This window comes from Micromonospora sp. CNZ309 (genome assembly GCF_002846525.1).
This window is the reverse complement of record NZ_PJNG01000001.1, coordinates 5,867,317-5,881,268: the sequence shown is the minus strand read 5'-3', so window position 1 is coordinate 5,881,268 and position 13,952 is coordinate 5,867,317. Positions and strand designations below refer to the sequence as shown.

Annotated in this window: 12 protein-coding genes; 2 read left to right on the top strand and 10 right to left on the bottom strand. The window is 73.2% G+C overall.

All coding sequences use genetic code 11. The features are described from left to right. Positions 1-14: 14 nt before the first annotated feature. Complete coding sequence (locus CLT72_RS25200) at positions 15-674, bottom strand: dienelactone hydrolase family protein (protein WP_101413885.1); 660 nt, start codon at positions 672-674, stop codon at positions 15-17. Positions 675-833: 159 nt separating this feature from the next. On the opposite strand from CLT72_RS25200, the gene CLT72_RS32405 reads away from it, so the two are divergent. Beyond that, complete coding sequence (locus tag CLT72_RS32405; RefSeq protein ID WP_199184639.1) at positions 834-1,010, top strand: hypothetical protein; 177 nt, start codon at positions 834-836, stop codon at positions 1,008-1,010. Positions 1,011-1,087: 77 nt separating this feature from the next. Here CLT72_RS32405 and CLT72_RS25195 read toward each other — a convergent pair whose 3' ends face one another. The 9 genes from CLT72_RS25195 to CLT72_RS25155 form a co-directional block, all read right to left on the bottom strand. Then, positions 1,088-3,460, bottom strand: coding sequence for a glycosyl hydrolase family 65 domain-containing protein (locus tag CLT72_RS25195; protein WP_101413884.1), 2,373 nt, complete (start codon positions 3,458-3,460; stop codon positions 1,088-1,090). Continuing rightward, positions 3,457-4,209: an HAD-IA family hydrolase gene (locus tag CLT72_RS25190; protein WP_101413883.1), complete on the bottom strand. Its 753-nt coding sequence runs from the start codon at positions 4,207-4,209 to the stop codon at positions 3,457-3,459. The genes CLT72_RS25195 and CLT72_RS25190 overlap by 4 nt, the downstream gene beginning before the upstream one ends. Before the next feature lie 62 nt (positions 4,210-4,271). After that, on the bottom strand, positions 4,272-4,736 hold the full coding sequence (locus tag CLT72_RS25185; protein WP_101413882.1) for a DUF4442 domain-containing protein: 465 nt from the start codon (positions 4,734-4,736) through the stop codon (positions 4,272-4,274). Between the two features lie 47 nt (positions 4,737-4,783). Continuing rightward, entirely contained in the window at positions 4,784-6,082 is a 1,299-nt protein-coding gene (locus tag CLT72_RS25180; protein ID WP_101413881.1) for an ABC transporter ATP-binding protein, read from the bottom strand. Positions 6,083-6,219: 137 nt separating this feature from the next. Further along, positions 6,220-8,409, bottom strand: coding sequence for a bifunctional glycosyltransferase/CDP-glycerol:glycerophosphate glycerophosphotransferase (locus tag CLT72_RS25175; RefSeq protein WP_101413880.1), 2,190 nt, complete (start codon positions 8,407-8,409; stop codon positions 6,220-6,222). Between the two features lie 16 nt (positions 8,410-8,425). Then, positions 8,426-10,426: a DUF5941 domain-containing protein gene (locus CLT72_RS25170; RefSeq protein WP_101413879.1), complete on the bottom strand. Its 2,001-nt coding sequence runs from the start codon at positions 10,424-10,426 to the stop codon at positions 8,426-8,428. Next, a complete protein-coding gene (locus CLT72_RS25165; RefSeq protein WP_101413878.1) occupies positions 10,423-11,169 on the bottom strand; it encodes an ABC transporter ATP-binding protein in 747 nt (248 codons plus the stop codon). Before CLT72_RS25165 ends, CLT72_RS25170 begins: the two co-directional genes overlap by 4 nt. 2 nt (positions 11,170-11,171) lie before the next feature. After that, on the bottom strand, positions 11,172-11,999 hold the full coding sequence (locus CLT72_RS25160; RefSeq protein WP_101413877.1) for an ABC transporter permease: 828 nt from the start codon (positions 11,997-11,999) through the stop codon (positions 11,172-11,174). 59 nt (positions 12,000-12,058) lie between these two features. Next, positions 12,059-13,429: an L-serine ammonia-lyase gene (locus tag CLT72_RS25155; RefSeq protein WP_101413876.1), complete on the bottom strand. Its 1,371-nt coding sequence runs from the start codon at positions 13,427-13,429 to the stop codon at positions 12,059-12,061. A gap of 310 nt (positions 13,430-13,739) precedes the next feature. On the opposite strand from CLT72_RS25155, the gene CLT72_RS25150 reads away from it, so the two are divergent. Then, complete coding sequence (locus tag CLT72_RS25150; protein WP_089002308.1) at positions 13,740-13,946, top strand: PspC domain-containing protein; 207 nt, start codon at positions 13,740-13,742, stop codon at positions 13,944-13,946. Positions 13,947-13,952 lie beyond the last annotated feature (6 nt).

Below are 13,952 nucleotides of genomic sequence, written 5' to 3'. Positions count from 1 at the left end.
CCCGGGGGCGGCGCTCAGCGGGAGGCCGGCAGGTGGGTGGTGAACCAGTCGGCGGCGCAGTGGGCGACCTGCTCCAGGGTGCCGGGCTCCTCGAAGAGGTGGGTGGCCCCCGGGATCACGGTCAGCTCGGCCGTCTCCGGCAGCGCCTCCTGCGCCTGCTCGTTGAGCGTGATCACCTGCTCGTCGAGGCCGCCGACCAGCAGCAGCGTGGGCGCGCGTACCTGGCCGAGGGCCGGGCCGGCCAGGTCGGGGCGGCCGCCCCGGGAGACCACCGCGCCGACGAGGTCCGGTCGGGTGGCCGCCGCCACCAGGGCGGCGGCCACCCCGGTGCTGGCCCCGAAGAGGCCGATCGGCACCGCGCCGAGAGGTCGCTCGGCCGCCAGCCAGGCCACGATCGCGGCGAGCCGGTCCGCGAGCAGGGTGATGTCGAAGCGCAGCTCGGCGGTCCGGGCGTCCACCTGGTCCTCGGCCGGGGTCAGCAGGTCGACCAGCACGGTGCCGAGGGCGGCGCGGTTGAGCACGTGCGCCACGGCGGTGTTGCGTGGGCTGTGCCGGGAGCTGCCGCTGCCGTGCGCGAAGAGCACCACGCCGGCCGGCTCCGCCGGGATCAGCAGATCGGCCGGGAGTTCGGCGTCCCCCGCCGGGATCGTCACCGCGCTGCTGCGCACGTCCATCTCGCCTCCGTACGTCCTCGGTCTCGGCCGCATACCCGTCCTCCGGGCCGGCAAGCCGCCCGGCTCGGCCGGCGTTTGTCGCCCGGGGGCCCGGGTAGGCGGCGGATGACCGCAGGCCGTACCGGCGCAACCGCGCCCCGACGGATCGCGAGGATCGCCATGGCGCAGCAGCGAGAGACCCGGCAGCAGGACACGGACCGGGACCGGCGGGAACAGGACACCGAGCGCGGCCGGGACTGGGCGGACGACGCGGCCCAGGCGCGCACGGCCGACGACCCGCGGGCGATGGCGCCCCGCGACGCCGCCGGCCGCCCGTCACAGGGCAGGCCCGTCTGACCGGCGGCGCCACCGTCGGGAGTACGCAGACCGGCGCCGCCGGCCCGTCGTGACGTACGCGGGCCGGCGGCGGCCCGTCACGGCTCGTTCTCGGGCAGGCGGAGCAGGGGCGCACGCCCCGGGGCCTGCTCCGGGGCCGGGCCGGACACCTCCGCCGGGGGGATCGGCATCGTCACCGGCTCCCCGCAGGTGACCCGCACCGGCTCGCCGTGGTGCCGCAGCTCCAGCACGTCCCCCGGGTCGCCGCGGCGCAGCGAGTACGTGGTCTCGAATGGCCGGACGTCGACCCGCAGCCGCATCCCGCGCCACTGGAGCGAGAACTCCAGCCGCTCCAGCCGGCTGGACAGCCGGGGCGCGAAGGAGAGGTTGCCGTCGTGGTCGCGCAACCCGCCGAACCCGGCCACCAGGGCGATCCAGGCGCCGGCGAGCGAGGCCATGTGCACGCCGTCGCGGGTGTTCTCGTTGAGGTCGTGCAGGTCCATCAGCGCGGCCTCGCGCAGGTAGATGTGCGCCAGCTCCGGGTGGCCCACCTCGGCCGCCAGCACCGCCTGGGTGCACGCCGACAGCGAGGAGTCGCGCACCGTACGCCGCTCGTAGTAGAGGAAGTTGCGCAGCTTCTGTTCCGGCGTGAACGCGTCCCCCCGCCAGTGCATGGCCAGGACCAGGTCCGCCTGCTTGACGACCTGCTTGCGGTACAGGTCGAAGTACGGGTAGTGCAGCAGCAGCGGGTACTTCTCCGGCGGGGTCTGCGCGAAGTCCCACTCCTGGAGCCGGGTGAAGCCCTCGACCTGCTCGTGGACGTCGATCTCCTCGTCGTACGGGACGTGCATGGAGGCCGCCGCGTCCCGCCAGGCCGCCGCCTCCTCGTCGGTGACGCCGAGGTGGAACGCCTCGTCCCGGTAGCGCATCACGGCGTCGGCGGCGGTGATCAGGTTCCGCTGCGCCATCAGGTTGGTGTAGATGTTGTCGTTCTTGACGGCCGTGTACTCGTCGGGGCCGGTGACCCCGTCGATGTGGAACTGGCCGTGCCGGTCGTGGTGGCCCAGGGAGCGCCACAGCCGGGCGGTCTCGACCAGCAGCTCGAGCCCGATCTCGCGTTCCAGTTCGGTGTCCTGGGTGACCTGCACGTAGCGGCGCAGCGCGTCGGCGATGCCGGCCGCGATGTGGAAGGCTGCGGTGCCCGCCGGCCAGTACCCCGACGACTCCGGCCCCTCGATGGTGCGCCAGGGGAACGCCGCCCCCTCCAGGTTGAGCGTCCGGGCCCGCTCGTGGGCGGCGGCCAGGGTGGCGTGCCGCCAGTGCAGCGCGTCCCGCACGGCCGCCGGGTGGGTGTACGTGAGCACCGGCAGGACGAACATCTCCGTGTCCCAGAACGCGTGCCCGTCGTACCCCGGCCCGGTCAGGCCCTTCGCGGAGATGGGCCGCCGCTCCGCCCGGGAGCCCGCCTGGAGGACGTGGAACATGCCGAAGCGGACGGCCTGCTGGATCTCCGGGTCGCCCTCCACCACCACGTCGGCGGCGTCCCAGAACTCCTCGAGGTATTCGCGCTGCTCTCGGCGCAGCCCGTCCCAGCCGTCGAGTCGCGCCCCGGTCAGGGCGGCCTCGACCTGGTCGCGCATCGCGGGCAGCGACCGCCGGCTCGACCAGCCGTACGCGAGGTACTTGACCACGCGCAGCGTCTCGCCGGGCTGGAGCACGCACCCGATGGTGGTACGCACCCAGTCCTCGTACCCCTCGGACTGGATGGTCTTGCGCGCCGGGGCGTACACCTCGTGTTCCATCGCGGCGGCCACCCGCAGCCCGGAGACCTTGGTCCGGTGGATCAGCAGCCCGCCGTCGGCGGTGGTGAGCTCCTCCTCGGCCTGCAACGGCGACTCCAGCACGGCCGCGACCCGCGGGTCCCTGCTCTGCGGGGGCAGCGCCTCGTTCGCCACGAGTTCCGACTGGAGGATCAGCCGCAGCGGGCCGTCCACCGCCTCCACCTCGTAGTGGATCGCGGCGACGGCGCGCTGGGTGAACGAGACCAGCCGGGTGCTGCGGACCTTGACCTCGCGGCCGGCCGGGGAGCGCCAGTGCAGTTCCCGGTGCAGGGTGCCGGCGCGCAGGTCGAGGACCCGTTCGTGGGCGAGGAGTTCGCCGTAGCGGACGTCGAGCGGCTCGTCGTCGACCAGCAGCCGGATCAGCTTGCCGTTGGTCACGTTGACGATCGTCTGGCCGGACTCGGGGAACCCGAAGCCGGCCTCCGCGTACGGCAGCGGGCGCAGTTCGTAGAAGGAGTTGAGGTAGGTGCCGGGCAGGCCGTGCGGCTCCCCCTCGTCCAGGTTGCCGCGCAGCCCGACGTGCCCGTTGGAGAGGGCGAAGACCGACTCCGACTGGGCCAGGACGTCCATGTCCAGCCGCGTCTCCCGGACGTGCCACGGCTCGACCGGATAGGCGCGTTCCCGGATCACGCGGGCCGCCTGGTGTCGAGCAGTTCGGCGAGGTCGGTGACCACCACGTCGGCGCCGTGGGCGAGCAGTTCGGCGGCCTGGCCGACCCGGTCGACGCCCACCACGTACCCGAATCCGCCGGCCCGCCCGGCGGCCACCCCGGCGAGGGCGTCCTCGAAGACGGCGGCGTCGCGCGGGTCGACCCCGAGCAGCCGCGCACCGGCCAGGAAGGTGTCCGGGGCCGGCTTGCCGCGTAGCCCCTCGGCGCGGGCGACGAGCCCGTCGACCCGGGCCTCCAGCAGCGGTTCCAGCCCGGCGGCGGCCACCACCTCCCGGCCGTTGGCGCTGGCCGTGACGACCGCCCGGCGCAGGCCGGCGGCGACCGCCGCCTCCAGGTAGGTCACGGAGCCGGGGTAGACGTCCACGCCGTGCGTACGCAGCCGCTCCAGCAGCAGCACGTTCTTGCTGTTGCCGACGCCGTTGACGGTGTCGGCGTCCGGCGGGTCGTCGGGCGAGCCCTCGGGCAGGACGATGCCCCGGGAGGCGAGGAAGGTGCGCACCCCGTCGGCGCGCGGCCGGCCGTCGACGTAGCGGTTGTAGTCCGGCCCCGGATCGAAGGGGCGGAACTCCTCGCCGGTGACGGCGGCGCGGCGGCGCAGGAAGCCGTCGAACGTCTCGGTCCAGGCGGCGTTGTGCACCCGGGCGGTCTGCGTCAGCACACCGTCCAGATCGAAGAGACAGGCGGTCACGTGAGCAGGTAGGCCCAACACGGTACGAATCTATCCAGACCTCCGGGTCCGTAAACCGCTTTCGGTCCCCTTTGCCGCCCGGCTCAGTTGGGGCGCAGCGTCCAGACCACGGTCATCTCGCCGGTCGGCTTGCCCTCCTCGGTGGCGATGGCCACCTGCACGGGGAACTCCGGCCGGCTGCCGGACTCCAGCTCCGCGACCACCTCGGCGACCGGCCGGCAGAGGCGCGCGGTGGCCCGCACCGGCCCCATGGCCAGCTTCCGGTACGCGATGTCGGCGCGCACCGCCAGCGGCGTGGCCCGGTCGAGCAGCGTCGCGAACGCGGCCAGCACGACGGCGCCGGAGGCGGTCTCGCCGAGGGTGAACATGGCCCCGGCGTGCGGGCCGCCGACGTGGTTGTGGGTGGCCGGCGAGTCGGGCAGCCGGACGGTCACCCGTACGCCGCCCTCCGCCTCGGGGGCCACCTCGACGAATTCGATGCCGAGCGTACGGGCGAACGGCACGGCTTCCAGGATGCCGGCCGCCACCTGGCGCGAGTCGATGGTCATGGCCCGACGTTACTAGCCGGTAACTTTCCCGGCAAGGGTCGCCGCGGTCAGCGCCAGCCCACGTCGATCCGGTCGCCGCGCTCGTCGAAGAAGTGCAGCGCGTCCATGCGTACGGAGACGGCCAGCGGGTGACCGGCGGAGACCCCCGGGTACGGCGCGAGCCGGACCGCCAGCTCGGCCGGGCGCCGGTGGTGCCGGCCCGGGTCGTTGAGCACGCTGGTGCGGGTCACACCGGTCGGCGCGGCCACCTCCTCCTCCGCGGCGCGCCCGGTCAGCCGCTGCACGACCTGCCCGAAGCGGCGCCGGCCGCGCTGGACGGGGGGCGCGTCGGCCCTCGCGCCCATCTCGTCCACCACGATGGCCGTGGCCCCGACGTCGAGGAAGGCGAGCGACTCGTGCCCGTGGTGCTCCAGGTAGCGGATCCGGCCGTGCAGCACGGCGCCCTGGGCGTCCGGCGCCACCGGGGTGAGCGCCTCGGCCCGCATCCCGACGACGATCCGTTCCCCGTGGTAGTGCGCGACGGCCCGGCTGCGGATGTCGTCCCACGGCAGGTGCAGCGCCTGCTCGCCGAGGGTGAGGGTGACGTAGCGGTCGAGATGGACGTAGACCGAGGCCTCCAGCAGGTTCATCCGCGGGCTGCCCAGGAACGCGGCCACGTAGAGGGTGGCCGGGCGGCCGTAGACCTGGGTGGGGGTGCCGACGTCCTGGAGGACGCCCTTGCGCATGATGGCGACCCGGTCGGCCATGGTCAGCGCCTCGGCCTGGTCATGGGTGACGTAGATGGTGGTGACGCCCAGTTCCCGGGTCAGGCCCGAGATCTCCGCCCGCAGCTCGGCGCGCAGCCCGCTGTCGAGGTTGGACAGCGGCTCGTCCATCAGGAACACGCCCGGGCGGCGCACGATCGCCCGGCCCATCGCGACCCGCTGGCGCTGCCCGCCGGAGAGCTGGCTGGGCTTGCGACCGAGCACGTCGCCGATGCCGAGCGCGCTGGCCACGTCGGTGACCCGCTCGTCGCGCGGCTCGGGCTCCAACCCGGACAGCTTGAGCGGGAAGGCGATGTTGTCGCCGACGGTCATGTGCGGGTAGAGCGCGAAGTCCTGGAAGACCATCGCGATCTTCCGGTCGCGCGGCGGCAGGTCGTTGGCCAGCTCGCCGTCAAGCATGACCGCGCCCGACGTCGGGTCCTCCAGCCCGGCCACCATCCTCAGCACGGTGGACTTGCCGCAGCCCGACGGACCGAGCAGCACCATGAACTCGCCGTCCTCGACGTCGAGGTTGACCTTGTCGACGGCCAGCGTGCCGTCCCTGAACACCTTCGTGACGTCCTTGAGCGCGACGGTTGTCACCGTGCCCTCCCCCCAGCTCGTCGGGCGAACCCCGAATGACTGTGACGAGGATCATCCGTCTCGCACATCGGGTAAACGTGCCATGTTCGGCTTGTGACGGCCCTGTGACGCCCACCCGCCGGGACGACGTCCCGCGCTCACCGCTCGCCGAGGAAGACCCGCCGGACGACCCGCTCGGCGGCGTGGCCGTCGTCGAGCGCGCAGAACCGGGCCCGGAACCGCTGCCGGGCCTTGCGCGCCGCCTCCGCGTCGACCCCGCCGGCGCGGAACAGGTCGAGCAGGTCGTCGAAGCTGGTGGCCACCGCGCCCGGTGGCTCCGCGGTCACGTCGAAGTAGACGCCCCGGGCCAGCCGGTACGCCTCCCAGTCGGGGGCGTAAACCACGATCGGCCGGTCGAGCACGGCGTAGTCGAACATCGCCGAGGAGTAGTCGGTGATCAGCACGTCCGCCACGAGGTAGAGGTCCTCCACGTGCGGATGGCCGCTGACGTCGCGTACCCGGTCGCGCTCCGCCGGACGGCGGGTCGGGCGGTCCCGGTCGTGGAAGTAGTGGCTGCGCATCAGCAGCCGGCCGGCCGGCCCGAGCACGTCGAGCAGCCGCTCGGGGTCGAACGGCGGCCGGTAGCCGGGCAGGTGCTCCCGGTGCGTCGGGGCGTACAGGACGACCTGCTCGCCGGGCCCGAGGCCGAACCCGGCCCGCAGCCGCAGCACCTCCTCGGCGGTCGCGGTGACCAGCCGGTCGTTGCGCGGATAGCCGACCTCCAGCGTGGTGTACGCGGCCGGGTACGCGCGCTCCCACATCTGGCTGGAGAAGCTGTTCGCGCTGATGCTGTAGTCCCAGCGGTCCACCCGGCGCAGCAGCCCGGCGAAGTCCATCCCGACCGCGCCGACGGGGTACCGCTGCTGGTCGAGCCCCATCACCTTCACCGGCGTGCCGTGGTGGGTCTGCACGTGCACGGTGCCCGGCCGCTTGCGGACGAAGTCCGGGAAGTTGACGTTGTTGACGAGCCAGCGCGCCCGCGCCAGCGCCCGGTAGTACGCGCGCGTCCCGGCGACCACGTACGCGACGCCCTCCGGCACGGTGTGCACGCGGTCGCGTCGGACGATCCACACCCCGCGCACCTGCGGCGCCAGCCGGCGGGCCGCCTCGAAGATCGCGGCCGGGTTGTCCGCGTACCCCCGGTACCAGTAGGCCGCGTAGACGGCCAGCGTCTCCTCGACCGGCCGGCGCAGCTCGGCCCGATAGTACTCGCGCAGCAGGGTGTCCCGGGCCGCCCGGGCCGCGCGCCGGGCCGGGGGCGCCACCCGCCGCTTCGTGCCCCGCGCGGTACGCCGGGCGGCGTCGCGCGCCCGGTAGGCGGCGCGCAGCGCGCTGAACGTACGCCAGCGGCCGGCGGCCACCAGCCGGTGCTTGAGCCCCTCGGCACCGGCCGGCGTCGGGTAGCCGCCCGGCGGCAGCCAGCGCGCGTGATCGGCGGTGATCTGGGCGAAGAAGGCCGGGCGCAGCGCGGGGGCGATCCGCTCCCCGTTGCCGAGCACGGTCAGGTAGTGCCAGATCATCCGCTCGAACAGCGCGGGGCGCAGGTCGTCGACGTCCGCTCCGCCGGCGTCCAGCAGCCGGAACACCCGGTGCCACTGGTCGAAGACCTCGAAGTGCCGCTCGCCCCTGGTCCGGGTGATCGCCCCGGTGCGGCGCTGCCGGTAGTTCACGCAGACCCGGTCCAGCACGCCGATCCGCTCGGCGGCCAGCAGCACCGGGTAGCTGAACGAGACGTCCTCGTACCAGCCGGGGGCGAAGCGCAGGCCCTGCTCCAGCAGGAACCGCCGGCGGACCAGCCGGTTCCAGGCGGTGTGCAGCAGCCGCAGCGTCTCGGGCCGGTCCCGCAGCCGGAAGGTCTGCTCGCCGGGCGGCTCCGGGAAGACCTCCGCCATCGCGCTGCGGCTGGTGGCGTTGTTCCAGTGGGTCCGGACGTGGTCGACCAGGAGCACGTCGGGGCGGGTCGCGCGCAGGCGCCCGGCCACCTCGGCCAGGCAGTCCGGCGCGAGCCAGTCGTCGCCGTCGACGAACCAGACGTACTCGCCGGTGGCCCGGTCCAGCCCGACGTTGCGGGCCGGACCGAGCCCGACGTTCTCCGCCAGCCGGACGGCGTGCACCCGCGGGTCGCGGGCCGCGTACTCGGCGAGGAGTTCGCCGCTGTCGTCCGGCGAGCAGTCGTCGACGCCGATCACCTCGATGTCGGCGACCGGCTGGTCGAGGATGGAGTCCAGGCACTCGCGCAGGTAGCCCTGCACCCGGTAGGCCGGCACGACGAAGCTGATCAGTGTCATCGGCCGGCCCCCTCCGTCAGCCCGGCGAGCGACCTCCCGCGCCGACCAGGCCCACCGACGCCCGCGCGGCGCGGGCGGGCAGGACCACCCAGGCGAGGGCGACACTCCCCACAAAAACCACGAGAAGGTACGTACCGAGTGTAGCCATCCCGATACCTGCAAAACCGACGATCGCCGCCAGGGCCAGGAGCACCGAACGGCCCTCCCAGCCCAGCGTGACGCCGTGCAGCGGCGGGGCCGACTGCCGCTTCTCCAGCCGCGCGGTCAGGTCGTAGTGGTGCAGGGTCAGCACGAAGACGTACCCGAAGATCAACCACGGCGGCACGCCGCCGACCACCCCGACCGCGATGGCGAACAGGTACTCGCCCGCCCGCAGCGCGGCCGGCACCAGCCAGTCCAGCGGCCCGTTGTGCGCCGCGCCGGCGCCGAGACCGGCAGCCAGCAGCACCACCAGCGCGGCCGGCACCGCCCACCGCAGGCCCTCCGCCCCGTCGCGGGTCAGCAGCGCCGCCACCAGCAGCGCCGCCGGGCCCAGCACCGCGCCGACCGCCAGCGTCAGCGGGCCCACCGGGCGGAGCACCGGCAGGACCCGGGCCAGCGGCCCGTCGTCGCGGTGCAGGGTGGCGTCGACCGTGTCCAGCACCGGCACCCACATCCAGCGGGCCCGCAGCGTCCGCAGCGCCCCGGTGTACGCGAACGCCAGCACCCCCCAGGCCAGCACCGCGTACAGGCTGACCAGCGGGCCGAACAGCGCCACGGTGATCGCGATCAGCGCCCACCGCTCCCCGATCGGGAAGACCACCGTCCGCTTCAGCCAGTACGACACCGAGCCCGTGTCGGCCTGCACCCGGTTGGAGGCGGCGTTCAGCTTGTCGCCGATGCCACCGCCGGAGGTGCCGACCGCCTTCGGCCGGCGGGCCGCCTCGTCGTGCAGCACGCCGTACCAGGTGTCGGTCATGTGCCGGACGGTCTGGAGGGTGATGGCGGCGATCGCCAGCGCCCAGCCGTACCGGAAACCGGCCTGGGTGGCCCCGTAGCCGAGGCCGGCGTAGACCACGTACTCCTTGGCGCGGTCGGCCATGGTGTCCAGCCAACCGCCCCAGGCGCTGAAGTGCCGGGTGTAGCGGGCGAGCTGGCCGTCCACGCAGTCGAGCACGAAGCCGAGGTAGAGCAGCACCGCACCCGCGACCAGCGCCAGCCGGCCGCCCGTGCCGAAGAGCACGGCGGCGGCCACCGCGAAGGCCACCGAGATCATCGTGACGGCGGTGGGACCGAGCCCGAGCTTCGCCGACGCCTTCGTCACGTACGGCGACCAGGTGCTGACGAAGAACGTGGTGAAGAAGTCGTCGCGCTCCTTCACCGAGAGCTTCAGCTCGGCCCGGTCCTCGTCGACGGCGGCCACGGCCGCCTCCGCGGCGGCCAGCCCCGAGGGGTCGGCCACCCGGTGCGCGACGAGCAGGCGTACGCGTTGGGCGAAGGTCAGCGTGCCGAGCCCGGTGAGGCCCGCGAAGAGCCGGTCCACGGCGGGCCCGGCCGGCGCGGCGGCCGACGGTGCGGCGGCGGGGACCACCCCGGCGGCGACCGCGCGCGCGGCGGCGGCGAGCGACGGCAGGTCGTCGACGCCGACCCGCAGCGCGCCGCCGAAGACGCCGGTGGCCTCGCCGTCCAACGCCTCCGGTGGCCCGGCACCGACCACCTGGCCGCGCTCCTCGCGCACGGCCGTGCGGCCCTCGCCGGGCGGGTCGGTGAGCACCAGCGCCACCGTCGGCCCGACGGGGCTGGTGGCCAGGTGCCGCAGGACGGCGGTGTGCGCGACCAGGTCGGCGCCGGTCACGAGCACCGGTCCGGTGGCCGCGTCGGCCAGGGCGGCCAGCTCGTCCAGGTCGGCGACGTGGCGCACCTCGTCCGCCCCGGCGCGCCGGAGCTGGTCGGCCAGCCGGTCGGCGAGGGGCTCGCCCGAGCGGGTCGGCAGGCTCGCGGCCGGGGCGTCGGCGGCGAGCACGATCGCGAGCGTCACCGCGGAACCGCGGCGTGGTACGCGTGCAGCGCCTCGGCGATCGTGCCGTCGACGCCCACCCGGCCCCCGTCGAGGTACAACCCCCGACGGCAGAACCGGGTCAGGTCCTTTTCGTTGTGTGACACCAGCACCAGAGTGCGCCCCTCCCCGAGCAGACGGTCGATCGTCGCATAACACTTCTTGCGGAACTCCTCGTCCCCGACCGCGGTCACCTCGTCCATCAGCAGGATCGGGTGCGGCAGGTGCGAGATGATGGCGAAGCCGAGGCGGACCTTCATGCCGGACGAGTAGTGCCGCACCGACGTGTCGACGGCCCGCTCCACCTGCTCACCGGCGAACGAGACGATGTCGTCGAAGTGCCGGCGCAGATAGCCCGACGGCAGCCCGTGCAGGCCGCCGACCAGGTAGAGGTTCTCCCGCCCGGTCAGGTCGCTGGAGAACCCGGCGGAGAGCTCCAGCAGCGGCGCGACGTCCCCGCGTACCCGGATCCGGCCCTCGTCGGGGATGAGCACGCCGGCGATCAGCCGCAGCAGCGTGCTCTTGCCGGTGCCGTTGCGCCCGACCACCCCGACGGTCTCCCCGGCGCCCACCGAGAACGTCACGTCCCGCAGCGGCCAGAACCGGCCGTCGTCGGCGCCGCGCCGCCCCCGGTGGATGAACAGCTCCCGCAGCCGCAACTGCCGCCGCCGGTTGCGGACGAACCGGATGCCGAGCCGGTCCGCCTCGATGATCGCCTCGGCCATCCCTACAGTTCCTTGAGCACGGCGGGTTCGAGCCGACGGAACGACCACCAGCCGGCGACCAGCACCAGCAGGCTGACGCCGACGGCGGTGGCGAGCAGCCGGGCGTCCGGGAACTCGTCGGGGTACCAGACCGCGTGGTGCAGCTGGAAGATGCCGACCAGCGGGTTCAACTCGTACGCGGCCTTCAGCCAGCCCGGCAGGTCGGCGTCGCGTACGAGGCTCAGCGGATAGATGATCGGGGTGGCGTAGAAGAGCACCCGGACGACTAGCCGCATGAAGCGCTCGACGTCGCGCATCAGCACGTTGACCGCCGAGAGCAGCAGGGCCAGCCCGACCAGCAGGGCGCCCTGCACCGCCACCGCCAGCGGCAGGGCCAGCAGCGACCAGCCCGGCTCGACCCGCCCGGACGCGGCGTACCCGACGGCGACGGCGACGAGGATCGGCAGGCCGGCGGCGTACTCGGCGAAGCGGCCGGCGACCCGGCCGATGGGGAAGACCTGCCGGGGCAGGTTCATCGTCGTGATCAGCCGGGCCTGACCGGTCAGCGCGTTGGTGGCCTCGCTCAGCGCCGAACTGGTCCACATCCAGGCGAAGATCCCGGTGAGCAGGAACAGCGGATACGAGTCGGCCGCGTCGCCGAGGTGGCGGTTGGTGTCCCGCGAGTAGAGGACGCCGAAGACGAACCAGTAGATCGCCCCCAGGCCGAGGGGCTCGATCAGCGACCAGAGGTACCCGAGCACGGACTGCTGGTACTTCACGGCGAGGTCGCGCCTGACGAGGATGCGCAGCGAGGTGCGGTGCGACCACAACGCCGCGACGCCAGAGGTCACCGCCGCCTCCCGCCTGACCGGACGGACGACAGGCTAGCAGTCGATGAACGAACGCCCCCTCAGCACTCGATCACGTTGACGGCCAGTCCGCCGCGCGCCGTCTCCTTGTACTTGACCTTCATGTCCGCGCCGGTCTCGCGCATCGTCTTGATGACCTTGTCCAACGAGACGTGGTGCACCCCGTCACCACGCAACGCCAACCGGGCAGCCGTGATCGCCTTGATGCTAGCCACCGCGTTGCGCTCGATGCAGGGGATCTGCACCAGACCACCAACCGGATCACACGTCAACCCCAGGTTGTGCTCCATACCGATCTCCGCGGCGTTCTCCACCTGCTCCGGCGTACCACCCAACGCCTCAGCCAACCCCGCGGCCGCCATCGAACAGGCCGAACCCACCTCACCCTGACAGCCCACCTCCGCACCCGAGATCGACGCGTTCTCCTTGAACAACACCCCGATCGCACCCGCCGCCAACAGGAACCGCACCACCCCCTCCTCGCAGGCACCCGGCACAAACCGGGTGTAGTAGTGCAGCACCGCCGGAATGATCCCCGCCGCCCCGTTCGTCGGCGCCGTCACCACCCGCCCGCCGGCCGCGTTCTCCTCATTCACCGCCAGAGCGAACAGCGTCACCCAGTCCATCGCCCGCAACGCATCGGCCGGGTCGGACTCCGTCTCCAGACTGCGACGCAACTCGGCCGCGCGGCGACGCACCCGCAACCCACCCGGCAGCACCCCGTCACGCGAGCAACCCCGCTCGACGCACTCGCGCATCACCCGCCAGATCTCCAACAGGCCGGCACGCACCTCGCCCTCACCGCGCCAGGAAAGCTCGTTGGCCAGCATCACCCCACTGATCGACAGCCCCGTCGACGCGGTCACACCGAGCAACTGCGCACCGGTCAGGAACGGATACCGCACCCGCGTGCTGTCAGGCTTGATCCGGTCCGCCCCGGCCGCCGCCTCGTCCACCACGAAACCGCCGCCGACCGAGTAGTACGTCCGCACCCGCACCTCGACACCCGCGTCGTCGTACGCGACGAACGTCATCCCATTCGGATGAAACGGCAACGACCGACGCCGGTGCAACACCAGATCCCGATCCACATCGAAGTCGACCTCGTGCGCGTCGAGCAGGCCCAGCCGCCGCTCCGCGCGGATCCGGGTGATCCGCGCGTCGACCGCGTCCGTGTCGACCGACTCCGGAGCCTCACCAGCCAACCCCAGCAACACCGCCCGATCACTACCGTGACCATGCCCCGTCGCACCCAACGACCCGAACAACTCCGCCCGCACCCGGGCCGTCCCGGCCAACAACCCGTCAGCCTTCAACCCCGCAACGAACGTACGAGCCGCCCGCATCGGCCCCACCGTGTGGGAACTGGACGGCCCGATACCGACACTGAACAGATCGAAAACACTGATCATGGCTGCACTTCCTCGCCGTCGTACCTCGTGGGTCTCCGGCACGGTCGTGGCCGGCCCGGTCGGGGCGGCCGTCCGGCACCCGGGGTGGGGGTGCCCGACCGGCGAGCCTACCCGCCCAGGTCAGCGCCCGCCCGTCGTTCGCGACCGGCCGTCGGGAGCCGGCGGACCGGGGGCGTCGCGGGGCCGGTTCCCGGGTAACCACCTACGGGTAAGGGCGCCGCCGCTCCTCCTCGCGACCGAGGGCGCGGTGACCACCCCTTCCTACCGTTGAGGGCAGAGGCGGCGAACGCCGCAGAGTGGGAGTACGACGATGAGTCGCAAACTGGTCCGCCCCCGCCAGGGGCGCATGCTCGCCGGCGTCTGCGCCGGCCTGGCCCAGCGTTTCGGCAGGTCGGCCGGCTTCATCCGGCTGCTGTTCCTGCTGTCGCTGCTGCTGCCCGGCACCCAGGTGGTCGTCTACCTGGTGCTCTGGGTCCTGATGCCGAACGAGGACCGCCACGCCGCCACCCGCTACTGAGCCCAC

Bases quoted from the DNA above. Each gene is read 5' to 3' on its own strand.
- CLT72_RS25200 (WP_101413885.1), bottom strand. From the start codon at position 674: ATGGACGTGCGCAGCAGCGCGGTGACGATCCCGGCGGGGGACGCCGAA.
- CLT72_RS32405 (WP_199184639.1), top strand. From the start codon at position 834: ATGGCGCAGCAGCGAGAGACCCGGCAGCAGGACACGGACCGGGACCGG.
- CLT72_RS25185 (WP_101413882.1), bottom strand. From the start codon at position 4,736: ATGACCATCGACTCGCGCCAGGTGGCGGCCGGCATCCTGGAAGCCGTG.
- CLT72_RS25175 (WP_101413880.1), bottom strand. From the start codon at position 8,409: ATGACACTGATCAGCTTCGTCGTGCCGGCCTACCGGGTGCAGGGCTAC.
- CLT72_RS25165 (WP_101413878.1), bottom strand. From the start codon at position 11,169: ATGGCCGAGGCGATCATCGAGGCGGACCGGCTCGGCATCCGGTTCGTC.
- CLT72_RS25155 (WP_101413876.1), bottom strand. From the start codon at position 13,429: ATGATCAGTGTTTTCGATCTGTTCAGTGTCGGTATCGGGCCGTCCAGT.
- CLT72_RS25150 (WP_089002308.1), top strand. From the start codon at position 13,740: ATGAGTCGCAAACTGGTCCGCCCCCGCCAGGGGCGCATGCTCGCCGGC.